This is a genomic window from Algoriphagus sp. oki45 (genome assembly GCF_036245605.1).
In the GTDB taxonomy this organism is placed as follows: domain Bacteria; phylum Bacteroidota; class Bacteroidia; order Cytophagales; family Cyclobacteriaceae; genus Algoriphagus.
This window is the reverse complement of sequence record NZ_BTPC01000001.1, coordinates 984,362-1,000,529: the sequence shown is the minus strand read 5'-3', so window position 1 is coordinate 1,000,529 and position 16,168 is coordinate 984,362. Positions and strand designations below refer to the sequence as shown.

General features: G+C 43.1%; 11 protein-coding genes. 5 read left to right on the top strand and 6 right to left on the bottom strand.

The genetic code is table 11. From position 1 onward, the window contains the following. Nucleotides 1–21: 21 nt before the first annotated feature. Genes AAA942_RS04325 through AAA942_RS04315 form a run of 3 tightly spaced genes read right to left on the bottom strand, consistent with a single transcriptional unit; the run spans nucleotide 22 to nucleotide 4,459 of the window. Nucleotides 22–3,096 carry a M43 family zinc metalloprotease gene (locus AAA942_RS04325; protein ID WP_338219007.1) on the bottom strand — a complete coding sequence of 1,025 codons (3,075 nt, stop codon included), beginning with the start codon at nucleotides 3,094–3,096 and terminating at the stop codon, nucleotides 22–24. 13 nt (nucleotides 3,097–3,109) lie between these two features. Further along, nucleotides 3,110–3,358 carry a NifU family protein gene (locus AAA942_RS04320; RefSeq protein WP_338219006.1) on the bottom strand — a complete coding sequence of 83 codons (249 nt, stop codon included), beginning with the start codon at nucleotides 3,356–3,358 and terminating at the stop codon, nucleotides 3,110–3,112. Nucleotides 3,359–3,364: 6 nt separating this feature from the next. Next, complete coding sequence (locus AAA942_RS04315) at nucleotides 3,365–4,459, bottom strand: Mrp/NBP35 family ATP-binding protein (protein ID WP_338219005.1); 1,095 nt, start codon at nucleotides 4,457–4,459, stop codon at nucleotides 3,365–3,367. Nucleotides 4,460–4,618: 159 nt separating this feature from the next. Between AAA942_RS04315 and dnaG the strand changes: the two genes are divergently transcribed. The 5 genes from dnaG (at nucleotide 4,619) to AAA942_RS04290 (ending at nucleotide 11,416) form a co-directional block, all read left to right on the top strand. Further along, nucleotides 4,619–6,559 carry a DNA primase gene (gene dnaG, locus AAA942_RS04310; protein ID WP_338219004.1) on the top strand — a complete coding sequence of 647 codons (1,941 nt, stop codon included), beginning with the start codon at nucleotides 4,619–4,621 and terminating at the stop codon, nucleotides 6,557–6,559. Between the two features lie 81 nt (nucleotides 6,560–6,640). Further along, on the top strand, nucleotides 6,641–7,852 hold the full coding sequence (locus AAA942_RS04305; protein WP_338219003.1) for a bifunctional 3,4-dihydroxy-2-butanone-4-phosphate synthase/GTP cyclohydrolase II: 1,212 nt from the start codon (nucleotides 6,641–6,643) through the stop codon (nucleotides 7,850–7,852). Nucleotides 7,853–7,942: 90 nt separating this feature from the next. Next, nucleotides 7,943–8,578, top strand: a complete 636-nt coding sequence (locus AAA942_RS04300) for a hypothetical protein (RefSeq protein WP_338219002.1) — start codon at nucleotides 7,943–7,945, stop codon at nucleotides 8,576–8,578. Between the two features lie 4 nt (nucleotides 8,579–8,582). Beyond that, on the top strand, nucleotides 8,583–9,362 hold the full coding sequence (gene surE, locus AAA942_RS04295) for a 5'/3'-nucleotidase SurE (protein WP_338219001.1): 780 nt from the start codon (nucleotides 8,583–8,585) through the stop codon (nucleotides 9,360–9,362). 89 nt (nucleotides 9,363–9,451) lie between these two features. After that, on the top strand, nucleotides 9,452–11,416 hold the full coding sequence (locus AAA942_RS04290; protein WP_338219000.1) for a tetratricopeptide repeat-containing sensor histidine kinase: 1,965 nt from the start codon (nucleotides 9,452–9,454) through the stop codon (nucleotides 11,414–11,416). Here the strand turns inward: AAA942_RS04290 and AAA942_RS04285 are convergent. The 3 genes from AAA942_RS04285 to AAA942_RS04275 all read right to left on the bottom strand — a co-directional run bounded on the left by AAA942_RS04285 (nucleotide 11,372) and on the right by AAA942_RS04275 (nucleotide 16,098). Next, entirely contained in the window at nucleotides 11,372–12,244 is an 873-nt protein-coding gene (locus AAA942_RS04285; RefSeq protein WP_338218999.1) for an ABC transporter substrate-binding protein, read from the bottom strand. The genes AAA942_RS04290 and AAA942_RS04285 overlap by 45 nt on opposite strands. Before the next feature lie 66 nt (nucleotides 12,245–12,310). Then, nucleotides 12,311–13,636 (bottom strand): MFS transporter, encoded by a 1,326-nt coding sequence (locus tag AAA942_RS04280; protein ID WP_338218998.1) that lies wholly within the window; start codon nucleotides 13,634–13,636, stop codon nucleotides 12,311–12,313. Between the two features lie 23 nt (nucleotides 13,637–13,659). Further along, entirely contained in the window at nucleotides 13,660–16,098 is a 2,439-nt protein-coding gene (locus tag AAA942_RS04275; protein ID WP_338218997.1) for a glycoside hydrolase family 31 protein, read from the bottom strand. Between the last annotated feature and the right edge of the window lie 70 nt (nucleotides 16,099–16,168).

Genomic DNA, 16,168 nt, shown 5'->3' with positions numbered 1-16,168 from the left:
AACTTCCTTCGGCTTTTAACTTTAATTAATGACTAACCGTTTGATTTCCTGAATCGAATCTGAGGTGATTCGGATAATATACAGCCCAGGAGCGAATAGTTCTCTTGAGAATGTATAGGTCTGGTTTAAAGTAGATGGATAGGAGATGTTCTGCACTACACTTCCAGTTGCGGAGATGATGGTGATCCGGACTGATTCCCTTCTAGGTAAATTGAATGCAATATTGAAATAGTCTGTTGCTGGATTTGGGTAAAGGACACTGCTACCCTCCCCAGGAATAACCGGGTCAGGATTTGCGCTGAGGAAGAGCTCCACATTGTCTAAGTAGACAGGTGGGTCATTTTCCCCCTGCACATCCAAAACAAAGGAAATGCGAACATTAGTCTTTCCGCTTCCCGCAAAATCTGTTAGGTTGACATACTTCCTTTGAAAATCATTGGGGGAATTAGGATTAGCCGCTCCAACATCAACTGTGGATAAGTTTGATCCACTTTCTCTCCAAACTTCCGTGTAAGTCACACCGCCATTATCACTTGCCAATACACTCAAACTGGTATTTGGATCCACTTGACCGGCAGCCAAATCGAAAAATACGCTGGCTTGTGTACTTACAGAAAGATCAAATATTGGAGATCCTAACCAGTAACTGAGTTCTTTACTCCCATTTTCCAAGATAACCAGATTGTTTGATCCGGTACCTCCTGAATTGGTATTGACTCTCCATGCGGGATTACCTCTTTCGGGATTGATGGTCACCCAAGGCGCCAATTCTGAGCTTGTGTTGAAGTTTTGTCTCCAAGGCACTTCCTGACGAGCCGAATTGGTCTGATTAAATCTTACAAAAAGCGGGTAATTCTGAGCATTTTGGTCAAAATTCGGTTCTCTGAGTTGATATTGCAGTCTATTCTGGCCAGCTATAGAAGAGTTGTTGAGCTCCAATATTATTTCCTGATCAGGTATCAAAGTAGTCCCGGAAGCTATAAAATTCTGGCTTCCTCCCGAATTTGTGCTTCTACTGAAAATAAAGCCTGATACGGGAAGGTTCCCTGTGTTTTTGACCAAGATTTCCTCACTTTCAGTTTCTCCGTTGTTGATAGGACTAGGTGAAAGCAAGTCAATTATCTGAACCTCGTATTTAAATTCCTCCTGTGGCAGAATCCGAATGTTTCGGATGTAGACATTGTTGCCAAATGAATTTCTATTGATGATCCCTACCCTTACTTTCTCCAGATCTCTGTATTTGGAAAGGTTTACAATTTCTGTTCGGAAGCTATTCGGAGAAGTAGGTGTGAATTCATCCAGGGTTGGTGTAGAAGTCTGAAGTCTAACGCCTGATTTTCTGTAATTGGAGTTTACTAAGTCGTAATTATCTCCGCAGTCTGAAGAAATGGCGACAATTAACTCATCTTGGAATCCGGCTTGATTGTAAGGTGCGTGAGCTACTTCAAAAACAACTTGCGCATTTGGATATTTTCTTAGATCAATGGTAGGGGAGGTGAAATAGTCCAATTGTCCGGTAGCGTCATATTCATAATTCCTTACAAAAAGAACTTCCTCATTTGCGCCAGAAAGATTCACATTGGTCTTTGTCCATGTAAAAGAATCATCTGGGTTAGTGACAATCCAATCTCCCGGAAATGAGGAAATGTTATATACATAAGGAAGATCGATTTCTCCCTGAATAACTGGATTGGTGCTTGCAAAGTTATTTTCAGCTTTCCCATCCTGTTGTCCATTTACCTGTTTGATTTCAAATTCAAACAGGTTGGAACCTGTAGCAGGAATGGTTACAGAATTAAAAGAAACCGTCGCAATTCCACTCGTTTGAAGGTTGAGAGAGAATACCCTGCTTTCCAGCAGAATTCCATTTCTTTTAACCTCGATTCTTGCTGAAGTAATTGTGTTTTGCCCTGCATTGGCTATTTCCAGTCTTGGCTCTACATTCAAATCACAGATGGCTACATTTGGCTCAATAACTCGTAAAATTGCCAGATCCAATGCAGGTAATACCGGATCTATTGTTGCTCTGTTATTGACTAGAGAGACTCTTCTTGGACTATTTGCTAAAACTACATTGAAGCGTTCTACTTGACCCAAAGTAAACAAGTTCATACACGCATCAGGCGTATAATCCATGTAGTTTTGGATCATGTCATTGGATCCGCAGGAAATGCGTGACGGGTTATCATTACAGATATTATTGGAATTATCCTGCTCTGGGGTGTCTGATACAAAATCATCGACTCCGCAGCCTCCATCTCCCCAAATATGTCTTAAACCTAAATAATGACCTACTTCATGAGTAGCAGTACGTCCTCTAGAGAAAGAAATGGCACTTCCACCTATACCAAAAAACCGATAATCAATGGTGACTCCATCCGTCAGAGCAGAGGTAGGAGGAAAATTAAGTCCAGGAAGATCAGAAATAGGGAAAGAGGCATAACCGATAAAGGGAGAAACCAAGGGTACTACCCAAATATTCATATACTCTTCAGGGTTCCATTGGCTGAGTTGGCCGATGAGAGTGGCGTCGTTGGGATTATAGGTGGTTTGGGGACCTTGCAAACGAACAATTCCTGATGTCGGCAAGCCGTTTGGATCTTGTTTCGCTAAAACAAACTCTATTTTTGAATCAGCAGCTACCGGTAGAAACTCTGCTGGTGTTCTATTTGCATCAGCATTTAATCTTCTGAAATCCTCATTTAGAATTCTTATTTGCTCAAAAATCTGCTGGTCTGAAATATTTGTTCCGACACCAATATCCGTACCGGTATGAATCACATGGACTACTACTGGAATTTTTCGGATTTCCTCCTGGATTCTGAATAATTGGGGAGCATTTCTTCTTTCGGTTATTTTCTGTTCAAACCACTGCTCCAAAAAGGCTTTGCTCCCGAAATAGCCCATATCCTTTTCCATTTGCCTTTCCAGAATGCCATGGGCGCATTTTTCGGAATGGGTATGGGCCTGGGATGAAGAAGAAGGGAATGGTTCAATTGCCTTAAGCTCAAATTTTTGGCTAAAGGAAGTTGTGGCCATCAAAAAACCAAACAGGAAAAATGATGAAATGCGCAGGAGCTGAAAGCCTATTCTCATTAAGGATTAATTATCAGGCAATAGTGAGGTTGACGGCTTCTACCCGAGTGATTTCGGGAATTGCCCTTTTTATTGCTTCTTCGACCCCCGCTTTTAAGGTCATGGAAGACATGGGGCAAGAACCGCAATTTCCGGTCATTTCTATTTTCAAAACCAGATCGTCGGTTAGCTCGACAATCCTAACGTTTCCGCCATCGGCCTCCAAATAGGGCCTGATAGTGTCTAAGGCAAATTCAATTTTTTCTCTAAGTCCGGATTCCATTTATTTTCAAGCTTTTACTTCTACTACGGATGTTTTTTCAATTGATGCATTTCGGATGGCAATTTGTCGTGCGACAGACTCTGCCAGTTCCATGTATGCAGTTTGAGTTGGTCCTTTTTTCAATACGGCTGGGTATCCTGTGTCTCCACTTTCCCGAATACTCTGAACAATAGGTATTTCACCTAAGAACGGAGCTTGATATTTTTCGGCCAGTTTTTTTCCCCCTTCTTTTCCAAAGAGGTAATATTTGTTTTCAGGCAATTCCTCCGGCGTAAAATAAGCCATATTTTCAATAACACCTAAAACGGGAACATTAATTTGAGGCTGTTTAAACATCGAAATTCCCTTATTGGCATCTGCTAAGGCGACTTTTTGAGGGGTGGTCACAATTACAGCTCCGGTGACCGGTACAGTTTGCACCATGGTAAGGTGAATATCCGAGGTGCCGGGAGGAAGATCTATCAACAAATAATCCAAGGCACCCCACTCTACATCGGAAATAAACTGCCTTAAAGCAGAACTTGCCATGGGACCTCTCCAAACTACCGCACTGTCAGTAGGGGTGAGAAATCCAATGGACATCAATTTTACTCCGTATTGCGTGATAGGGACAATAATGTTCTTTTCTCCGATCTTTTTCACAGAGGGTTGTTCACCTTCTACGTTAAACATGGTAGGGACAGAAGGTCCCGAAATGTCCGCATCGATCAATCCTACTTTGGCACCGGATTGGGCCAGGGCGACAGCCAAATTCACAGCTGTGGTGGATTTTCCCACACCTCCTTTTCCAGAGGCTACGGCGATGATGTTTTTTACTTCAGGTAAAATAGGGGTGGCATCTCTCACGGTGGTTACTTGAGAGGTCATAAAAAGGTCCCATTCCCATTCCTTACCAAAATCCTCCTCCAAAGCCTCAATGCAATTATTTTTGATCACTTCTTTGAGTGGGCAGGCCGGGGTGGTCAAAACCACATGGAAACTTACTTTTTTCCCTTCGATATGAATCTTCTGAATCATTCCCAAGGAGACCAAATCTCTTTTCAGATCTGGATCTTCTACTCTTGAGAGTGTTTTCTTTATTGCTTCTTCGGTCAATTGCATGTAATAGTCAAATTGGTGCCGCAAGGTAAATCAAGAAAGCCGCTTTGAAAAACCCGGACAAAACATTACCTGACAAACTACCTAAGGCCGGGAATAGTTCTTAAATTTCCCCGCTGAATGACTTTCATTCCGTTAATTTTACAGAATCCCCCTTTTTTAATGATCAGTAAACACACAACAGATTTAGTCAAAGACCGCGTCGATATCGAGGAAGTGGTAGGGGATTATGTCCAGCTGAAAAAGAAAGGACAGAATCTTTGGGCTTGCTGTCCTTTTCATGGAGAGAAAACCCCCTCTTTTTCCATTTCACCCGCAAAGCAGATTTACAAGTGTTTTGGATGTGGAAAAGCCGGGGATCCTATCCAATTTGTGATGGACATCGAAGGGATTGGATTTCAGGAGGCTATCCGTCATTTGGCAGGGAAATATGGGATTGAAGTGGAGGAAGACGAAAAGCTGACTCCCGAGCAAAATCAGGAGCACACAGAGCGGGAAAGTCTGTTGATCGCCATGAATTTTGCCAAGGATTTTTTTGTCAAAAACCTTCAAACAGAGGAAGGGAGATCCCTAGGTCTCAGCTACTTCAAAGAGCGAGGATTCACTACCCAGATTATTGAAAAGTTTGATTTGGGCTACGCACTAAATGGCTGGGATCATCTGCTCAATGAGGCCAAAAAATCCGGCTTCCAAGAAGAGATATTACTTAAGGCAGGATTAGTGCTTCAAAAGGAAGGTGATCCCAGTCGGCTGTATGACCGCTTTAGGGGTAGGGTCACTTTTACCATCCGCAACATCAGTGGGAAGCCCATCGCCTTTGGTGCAAGAATCCTGACTAAAGACAAAAACCAACCCAAGTACATCAACTCCCCTGAGACTCCAGTCTATCACAAAAGTGATGTGCTGTATGGGATTTTTCAGGCCAAAAAGGCGATTCGGGACCTGGACAACTGCTACCTCGTCGAAGGTTACACAGACGTAATCTCCATGCATCTATCGGGTATAGAGAATGTAGTGGCCTCCTCGGGTACATCTCTTACTGATGGACAGATCAAGCTGATTCGTCGGTTTACCAGTCATGTCACGGTATTGTATGATGGAGATGCTGCCGGGATTAAGGCTTCCCTTCGAGGAATAGATTTATTGCTCGAGGGAGGGCTCAATGTCAAAGCCGTTGTATTTCCAGAAGGAGAAGATCCAGACAGCTATTCCAGAAAGGTAGGTTCTCAACAATTTCAGGACTACCTAAAGGAAAACAGCCGGGATTTTATTGGTTTCAAAATTGGCTTGTACAAAGACGAAATTGCCAAAGACCCGATCCGTAAAGCAGAAGTCATTCGGGAAGTGGTACAGAGTATCGGAAAGATACCTGACCCCATCATCCGGTCAGTTTATGCTAAAGAAGCCTCAGGGCTTTTGCAGATTGAGGAGGAGATTATTTTTGCTGAGCTCAATAAATCTTTGATCAAGCATCAAAAGGAGCTGTATCAAAAAAATAAGGAGGAGAAAGAGGCAGATGAAAAACTGGAAGAGCTGATTCCTATCAAGGAACAAGCACTATCGGTAGACGACATGCTAAGCCTACAGGAGCGAGAGACGATTCGTTTGTTGCTTTTTTATGGAGTAGAAAAACTCGGGGATGAGGAAGGCACCAACCTTTCGGCCTACCTGCTTTCTGAGACTGAAGGAATCGATTTTCAAACCCCTCTCTACCAAAAGATCCTTGCTGAATTCAGAAAAACTCTGGCAAAACAAGAGGTACCGGGGATAGAATTTTTTACCGGTCACCCGGATGAGGAGATGAAAAAGGAAGTCATAGACCTCATCACTCCCCGTCATGAAATCAGTACACACTGGCATGAGCGATTTCAGATTTTTATCACTACGGAGTCAGATGATTTGGCATCCACTGCTTTCAAAAATGTACTCCGACTCAAAAGGAGACTGGTCAAGAAAATGCTTGAAGAAGCCAAAAGCAAAATCAAGGAAGGAGAGGAGTCTGGTCAGGACATGGAAAAAATCCATGAGCTGCTACAGGTTTTCATGGAGTTGAAAAAGGTCCAGTTTGAAATTGATCGGGAATTGGGGATTGTTATCGGCTAAACCAAACTTTCTTTGGTTGGCTTCGGTTTTTAGGTCGAAAAGCCTTTACCTTTGATCATTCAAAACTTAATCCAAAATTCAGTGGAAAATTTCCAACTCGATCCTATAGAAGAAGCCATCGAAGCCATAAAAAATGGGCAAGTCATCATCGTGGTGGATGACGAAGACCGGGAAAACGAAGGTGATTTCATCTGTGCTGCCGAAAAAGTCACTCCTGAAATCATCAACTTCATGGCTACTCATGGACGCGGGCTGATTTGTGCTCCGCTGATCGAGGACCGATGCGAGCAATTGGGCCTTGAGTTGATGGTTGGTAATAATACTGCGGCTTTTGAGACGCCTTTTACTGTTTCAGTGGATCTGATCGGACATGGCTGTACCACTGGTATTTCCGCATCTGATAGGTCCAAGACTATTCGTGCTCTGATCGATGATTCTATTCATCCAAGTGAGCTGGGAAAGCCTGGACATATCTTTCCCTTAAAGGCCAAAAGAGGGGGAGTCCTCCGCAGAGCGGGCCATACAGAAGCAGCTATTGACTTGGCCCGATTGGCAGGTTGTGCTCCTGCGGGAGTATTGGTCGAGATCATGAATGAAGATGGTACGATGGCTAGGCTTCCGGATTTGATCGAGGTAGCCAAGCGATTCAACTTGAAATTGGTGTCCATCAAGGACCTTATTGCCTACAGACTCAAGCATGAGTCTCTTATCAAGCGTGAGATAGGAGTAGAAATGCCTACCACTTGGGGTAATTTTGATTTGATCGCATTTAAGCAGACCAATACGGACGAAATTCACATGGCCCTGATCAAAGGAGAATGGGAAAAAGATGAACCGGTATTGGTAAGGGTCCACTCTTCCTGTGCTACAGGAGATATTTTCGGTTCTTGTCGATGCGACTGTGGACCTCAGCTCCATGCAGCGATGAAGCAGGTTGAAGAAGAAGGGAAGGGAGTGGTACTTTACATGAATCAGGAAGGAAGAGGCATTGGCTTGATCAATAAGCTTAAGGCTTATAAACTTCAGGAGCAGGGAATGGATACAGTGCAGGCTAATTTGGCTCTTGGTTTTCCTATGGACAGTCGCGACTACGGAGTTGGCGCTCAGATATTGAGGGATTTGGGAATCAGCAAGATTCGGCTCATTTCTAACAATCCACAAAAAAGGGTAGGATTGATTGGATATGGATTGGAAATCGTTGAGCAGGTTCCTATTGAGATCAAACCCAATCCTCATAATGAAAAGTATTTGAAGACAAAAAGAGATAAATTGGGACATAATATCCTAAAATGAAGTAGCGGACGTTCTCCTTTTACCGTCTGAAAAAAGACAGAACAACCTGAGCACATTAGGAAACGTTTAGGATTACAAATGAAGAACAGTATGAAAAAGGCACTTGTTGGAATTTTGCTTTTATTCATCATATCCGGTGAAGCAGTCTCCCAAAATCAATTTCCATCTCAAATTTGGCATAAAGGGAATGTTTTTTTGGCAGATGGCCAGGGTTTTTCAGGTTTGATCAAATACGATTTGGACAACAATGTAGTCCAGCTACAAGCAGACGCGGTCAGTACGTTTACAGCCTCCAATGTTTCCAATTTTGAAATTTACGATGAGGTATACGGAGGTATCAGGAAGTTTTACAGCCTTCCTTATGCCCTAAATGGAGAATACGAAACCCCAATCTTCTTTGAATTGCTTACCCAAGGGGACAATATCGCGCTACTATGCAGAGAATACATTGCCACCGATAATCGAGGGATGAATAATTGGGGTCCTATGACCATGAATCCTTTTTGGGGTCCTCCCATGATGACCGGATACCGATTAGCCTTTAATTATTATTTTTTGAAAAACGGAAAAATCCAACGCTACAGTCTGAAAAAGAAAGATTTGTTCACCATGCTTCCAGGCTATGACGATGAAATCAATCTCTTTATGAGAAAAAACCGGCTGGAGCATGACAAGCGTGGAGATTTGCTCAGAATTACCGCGTATTACAACGAACTGCAGAATTAATCTCATGTCAAGACCTCTTATTCTCGTCTCCAATGACGATGGGATCACTTCCAAAGGGATCCGTGTGCTAGTTTCCGTAATGAAAAAACTGGGTGACGTCGTCGTAGTGGCACCGGACAGTCCCCAGTCGGGAATGGGGCATGCGATTACTATCGGAGAAACACTCAGATTGTATGAAGAAGAAATCTTTGAAGATGTTTTGGCTTACAAGTCTAGCGGTACTCCTGCTGACTGTGTGAAGTTGGCCAAGCACTATGTCCTGAAAGACCGGAGTCCTGATTTGGTGGTGAGTGGAATCAATCATGGCTCGAATACCTCCATTTCGGTACTTTATTCAGGCACAATGTCGGCTGCCATAGAAGGTGCACTTGAAGGCTATCCATCGATTGGATTTAGTCTCTGTGATTTTTCTTCAAAAGCTGATTTTTCACATGTAGAAGAATGGGTGGAAAAGATTGCAAGACAGGTTTTGGAAAAGGGGATTGCCAAAGGGGTAGCCCTCAATGTAAATTTTCCTCCCAAAAGAAATGAAGCCATCAAAGGCATCAAACTCTGCAGACAGGCTGATGCCAAATGGCAAGAGGAATTTTCTGAGCGATTTGACCCAACGGGAAGAAAGTATTTCTGGATGGCTGGCAATTTTGTGAATTTTGACAAGGGAGAAGACAACGACGAATGGGCCATTGCCAATAATTACATTTCCATCGTGCCCTGCCAATATGATTTGACTGCCTATCATGCCATTTCCCAGATCAACAAAGATTGGGATTGGAGCCAGTTTTAAATTAATAGCTGTCAAGCCTTTTGTCCATTGGGACTGTAATTTTGATGAATCTTGCTATTTTGCGTCAGCATTAGCATCAACCCGCTCCCGTGAAGTTTATTTTCTTTTGTTTTTTGTCAATTCTGACCCTCTTCAGTGTGTCCGTATTGGGCCAAGTTGGAGACAGGGATTCCATTCTTGCCCAGTTGAAAGGCAAGCAGAGATATGAGTTTCTCAATGAAAATGCCACCCAGTTAAGAGAATCCGAACAGGATTTAGCTATTCAGTATTCTTTGGAAGCGGATTCACTGGCTAGTTTGGCAGATGATTTTTCTGCCAAAAGTAGAGCCCAGGAGAATTTGGGATGGATTTACTATCGTAGGGGGCAGTGGCAAAAGTCTTTTGATTATTCAACAAAGGCTTACGAGTCTGCACAATTAGCAGAAGATAAACTACAGGCAGCCCGAATCATGAACAATCTAGGGGCGCTTTATTATGAGCAGCAAAATTACGATAAGGCGATAGAGCAGTTTCGCAAAGGTTTTGAATTAGCCCTACAGGTTGGAGATATCAGTACTCAGATCAGAAGTCTGAATAATATTGCCTTAAATTTTACTCAAAGCGGGAGGCAAGATTCAGCCTTGTACTATGCCAACCGATCCATAGCTATCAACGAAAGCGCTGGAAGTCCATATCTTCTTTCATTTGCAAATAGGGTGATAGGGGATGTATATCTTGCAAAGGGAGAATATGATAAAGCAACTGCAATCTATGAGACCTCACTTGATATGGCCAGAGCACAGCAGGTCAAATCTTTTGAAGCTGGGGTTTTGCATCGGTTAGGCAATGCCTATTTTTTGAATGGTGAAATTCGCAAGGCTCAGGTATTGCTCACTTATGCTGTAGACTTCTGTAGGGAAAATCAGTTTTTGGATGAATTGACAAAGAGTCATAAATATTTGGCGGAAGTCTACAAGGCCCAAGGGAATATCAATCAGGCCTTTTTCCACCTTTCTTCTTATCAGGTATTGAGTGATTCTCTCCAAAGTAAAGCAAGTAGAGATAGGCTAGCCTTGATGCAGGGGATGTTTGACCAGGATTTGGCGACCAAGCAAGTAGAACTTCTCAAAGCCCAAAACGAAAGCCAGAAGTATAGAATCCAAGCCAATAACCGATACATGTTGATCGGAGGGATTGCCTCTTTTATGATTCTTGTTTTGGGGATTTGGATGTTTTTTCTTCACAGAAACCTGAAAAAGACCCATGCTGATTTATTGGTTCAGCAGCAAAAATCCGAATCTCAAAATCTGGAGTTGGAAGCCAAATCCAAGGAGCTGTCTGAAATAAATGAAACCAAGAATAAGCTTTTTTCCATTCTTGGCCATGATTTAAAAGGCCCCATTGGTCAAGTCAAGTCAGTGATGGACTTGATGATCCGAGAACAATTGGATCAAGAAGAGTTTATGGAGCTAATCGGGTATCTTAAGAATGATATTGACACCGTTGACTTTACTTTAAATAATACACTAAAGTGGTCAGTCGCACAGATGGAAGGCTTCGAGATCAAATCGGTCCAATTTGATTTGGCTAAGATTATAGAGAATGTTTTAGCTCTGCTTCAGCATTCCATCAAGAAGAAAAACTTGGTGGTCTTTAATCAAACAGGAGCAAACATTTTAGTCTTGGGTGAACCTGAATCAGTGGAGGTATCGATCCGAAACATCATCAACAATGCTATAAAGTTCTCCAACCCGGGTGATGCTATTACCATCTATACAGAGAAAGATAAAAGCTGGGTCAATCTTTTTATTTTGGATCAGGGGGTAGGCATGGAAAAGAAACAGCTCGAAAAACTGCTTTCCGATAATTATAGTTTGACCAAGTCTCAGCCGGGCACACTCAAAGAAAAAGGATCCGGATTGGGGCTGCAGTTGGTCAAAGAATTCGTGAAAAGAAACAATGGTGAAATTACCATAGAAAGCCAATTGGGACATGGGACAAAAGTCTGTATCCGACTTCCCTTGGCCCAATCAACTAAGGAGCAAAATTCCATCGCGAAGGAGAAACTCGCCTAGAGGTATTCTTTGATTCAAAATTCCGAAATGAATGAGTTGGTCCTGAATGGATTCAATTTGGGATGTACTTATTTCTGACTTTTGACACCACTGGGTTTGAGCAAGCCAAGAATCTACATCATTTTTATCCAAGTGGTATTCTTTTGCAAGGACTTCATTGAGGTTTTCCATTGCCAAAACTTCCTCCACCACGCTATAAATCTCATTTCTGACCTTTTGAGCAATTCCAGGAAATTGCTCCAAACACTTTTGGGAAACAGCCATTACAAAACATGGCCAAGGACTCTTGACTTCACCGATTCTCTTCATCGTCTTCTTATTGACCTCAGGAGAAGTGGTGTATCTTTCCCAAAGAAAAATCCCCTCATTTCCCTTAGAAAATGCTTCCTTAGCTCCTTCCAAATTACCGATTTGCTCAAAGGTCAGGTTTTCTAAATTCCATTGAAGATTTTCTGCCAATACTTTGGCCATCAAGTGTGATCCTGAGCCCATACGGCTTACCAAAAAATGGGGATTTTTAATTCTGGAAATAGATTCAGTTTCAGAGTTTGGTTTGATATGGATACCCCAAACCAAAGGACTCAACACATGAAATCCAGCCATCAGAATGGGGTTGCCCTCTTGGACTTCTTTAAAGAAACTCTCGGTGAGCAAAACCGCCATTTCGACTTCTCCCTCCCTCAGATACTTGCTCATTTGGCCGGATCCTTTGGATTCTTCTATCCACTCTATTTGAATGCCTTCAGATTTTAGGGGTTGCCTTTGGGCCAAAAGCCGAAATAGAAAATTAAAATGCTCGGGTACTCCAACTATCCGGAATGTCTTCATGGGGATAAATGTAAAAAGCCAGTCTCGAAAAACTGGCTTTTGGAAAATACATTTCGCTAAAATTCTTTAATCATGTGTTGCTTTCGGGTCAGTGATGAAAAGGTTGCTCAGACCAGCCAGAATTAGCAATGTCCCCGCCAAGAGCATGGTGTTGATTACTGCTTCTCCGAAAATCAGTTTATACAGGAAGTTTACTCCTCCTAATGCTGCCACGATTTGCGGGATTACGATGAACATATTGAAAATCCCCATGTAAACCCCCATTTTTTTGGGATTTACCGAGCTGGAAAGCATGGCATAGGGCATGGACAAAATGCTAGCCCAAGCGATTCCAACTAGAGAGAAGCAGATGTGAAGCATCCATGGTTCTTGGATGAAGTAAATGAGAATAAATCCACACCCCCCTGCAATCAGACTGACCAAATGAAGGAGCCTTCGGTTGATTTTTATTTTGGATGCAACAAATGCGAGGATTAGGGCATAAAACATGGAAACCAAACCATAGGTGCCCAAGTAATTTCCCACACTGTCAGCGGCATCATTATAGGCCGCCGAACTGGTATCAGTAGCTCCAAAGACATGCTCGGTAATCGCAGGAGTGGCAAAGCTCCACATGGTAAAAAAGGCGAACCATGAGAAAAATTGTACCAATCCCAGCTGCTTCATTACCTTGGGCATGCTGGAGATATTGCTGAAGATCTCCTTGAATCCATGAAGGAACCCTTGGTTGGCTGCTTTTTCTTTTTCAAACTCTTCTAAATCTTCAGGTGGGTACTCTTCTGTAGTCAGAATGGTGTAGAGAATGGAGGTAAACAAAACTAAAGCCCCGATTCCAAACGCATACTTGACCGAATCTGGAACTACTCCTGCCGCGGCAGTATTGGGTACGCCCAATTGGGTCATCAGCCAAGGTAAATTGGAAGCCACCCAAGTTCCGATCCCGATGATCAGAGTTTGCACTACAAAGCCATACGAACGCTGTGAGTCTGGCAGCTTATCAGCCACTAAGGCTCTGAAGGGCTCCATCGAAATATTAATGGAAGCATCCAAAATCCACAAGGCTCCTGCTGCCATCCAAAGGGCTGAAGAGTAGGGGGCAAAGAACAATGCTATGGTGCTCAATACCGCTCCGATAAAGAAGAAAGGCTTTCTTCTTCCAAATTTCGGGTGCCAAGTCCGATCACTCAAATAGCCTACAATTGGCTGGACCAAAAGTCCGGTCAAAGGCGCCGCTATCCAAAGAAAGGGAATGGTGTCCTTGTCTGCACCGAGTGTTTGGAAGATTCGGGACATGAAGCCTCCTTGCAGGGCAAAGCCAAACTGAATCCCCAGAAATCCAAAACTCATGTTCCAGATTTGCCAAAAACTCAGGCGTTTTTTGTGATCGGTCATTTGGGTAGGTGTGAGGGTTGATGTTAGGAAAGTCCGGTGATTTCGAAGGCCTCAGAAAAATGATCTATTTCCAAAAAGGGAAGCTGATCGATCTCGAAATAAGGATGATTGTGCTCCGGAAGCGGATCAAATTCAGTCAGCCTTGACAAAAAGGCATAATCTGTTATTTGAAGAGAATGGCGCTGACCTGCAATTTCTACTTGAGAGACTTTGAACCCATGGAAGTAGATTCGGATGCGCTCAAAATCACTCTTGTATGCACCTTCAGCTGATGAAAATATCAGTTTGCCTTTGCCAGGGTCCAAGGAAATTTCTCTGGAAAAATAGGTCCCTTCCTGATAAGCATATCCTTCTCCCTCATCTTCGTAATGCACATAGGTGGTTTCCTCATTTCCTTGGTAGACATGAAGTTCCAAAGTCCCGTCATGAGATTCTTCAGTATGTTCTATTTGGGATTGCATAGCAAAGATGCTTCCGCCTCGTACATAAACGGGAAGGTAATTTAGCGGACAATCCTGATAGATGGTCTGCCGACCTTGATGCTTCTGATCTGAAAACAAATAGTACCAATCTCCTTTAGGAAGATGGACTTTGGTGATTTCCTTGTAGCTTTCTACCGGAGCTACCAGGAAGGAGTCGCAGAATAAATATTGATTTTGAAATGCTGACTGGAATACTTTTTCATCCTGGGCAAACTGAACCGCCAAACTTTCGGACAAGGGAAGACCAGTCTTTGAGCTCAAGTAAAACTTACTATAGATGGTAGGCAAAAGTCTGTATCTCAGTCTCATGTAGTTTCGACTGATTTCCTCAGTTTCCTCTCCAAATGCCCAAGGCTCGGCATCGTTGCTGTTGATCATCGAGTGTGCTCTATAGAAGGGAGCAAATGCTCCGATACTCATCCAGCGGGCAAACAGGGATTGTGTAGATTCTCCTGCAAATCCACCCACATCATATCCCGCAAAAGATACACCGCTCATTCCCAAGCTATTTACCAGACGTATACCCGCCATCATATGCTCCTCGGAGGCCACGTTGTCTCCTGTCCATGCTGCTGCGTACCGCTGAATCCCTGCAAAACCTGAACGGGTAAGGACAAATGGTCTTTTCTTGGGATTTTGAAAAAAGCTTCCCTCTTGGGCACTTCTAGCCATCTGCATTCCGTACACATTTCTGGCCTCACGGTGGGAGGTAGTTCTTCCTTCAAAGCCAAATTCGATCAAATTAGGAGTGAATTGACCCCAAGATGCGGGTTCATTCATGTCTGTCCAGAAGCCATCTACTCCGGCTTCGGTGTAAAAGGCCATCTTTTCAGCCCACCACTTTCTGGTTTTTTCTAGAGTGAAATCCGGAAAGGCGCACCATCCCGGCCAAACTTGAGCTTCATAGGTTTTTCCGTCAGGATACTTGACAAAAAGATCCTTCTTCTGACCTTCCTCATAGGGGAGGTATCCTTTTTCGGTCTTAATTCCCGGGTCCATGATCACCACCACTTTGAATCCCTTGGCTTTTAGGGTGGAGATCATAGCCTTCGGATCTTTGAATTTTTCTCCATCAAAGGTGAATACCTTGTAAGCCTCCATGTGGTGAATATCCAGATAGATCACATCTGCGGGCATTTTTTTATCCCGGAATCCCTGTGCTACTGCGTATACTTCCGAATCCGGATAGTAGGAATAGCGGCACTGTTGAAATCCCAAAGCCCACTTGGGAGGCATCTGCATCCTTCCGGTCAGTTCGGTGTAGGATTGAATGATGCCTTTGATATCTGGTTGATAGATAAAATAATAGTCCAAATCTCCATCCTCAGCACTGAAATAGGTGAATCGGTTGGTAGAAGCGCCAAAGTTGAACACCGTTTTGTGTGTATTATCCAAAAAGATCCCATAGGCTCCATTTTCATGAACTCCCATATAAAAAGGAATACTCATGTAGAGAGGATCATCTCCGACTCCATAAGCAAAGTAGTCGGTATTCCAGTGGGTGTAGGCTTTTCCCGATCGATCGAGGTTTCCGGTTTTTTCTCCTAGGCCGATGAATTTTTCCCCTTTTTGTACCTGTTTGTAATTGGTCACTTCAGACCCAATCCAAGACACAGATAAGGGATCATCCGAATTCAATAATCTACCCTCAGAGGTGAAAAAACTTAGCTGAAAAGAATCTAGCCTTACCTTGACTTGGAGAAGAGAAGAGTGAATTTCGAGGTGATTTCCATGCTCAATGAGGCTAAGTTCAGTCTCTACGGGTTGGGAAATTACCGAATAGGGGTTGGATTGGAACTCTTCAAATCGACTGATTTGAATACGGACAATCCCTGGTTGGAAAAATGTCAGTCTAAATTGAGCCCGATCATTTCTCCCCTCAAGAAGAGGATTTTCAAAATTCCAATCCAATACAGAGCCGAAAGATTGACTGCGTACTGATTTTCTTGATGTACTGATTGAATGCAAGGTGCTGGACATGGGTAAAAGCCTAAAATACCTAAAGAAACCTTGCTAAAATAGAAAGGAAAAACTAGGATAAAAATCAGAG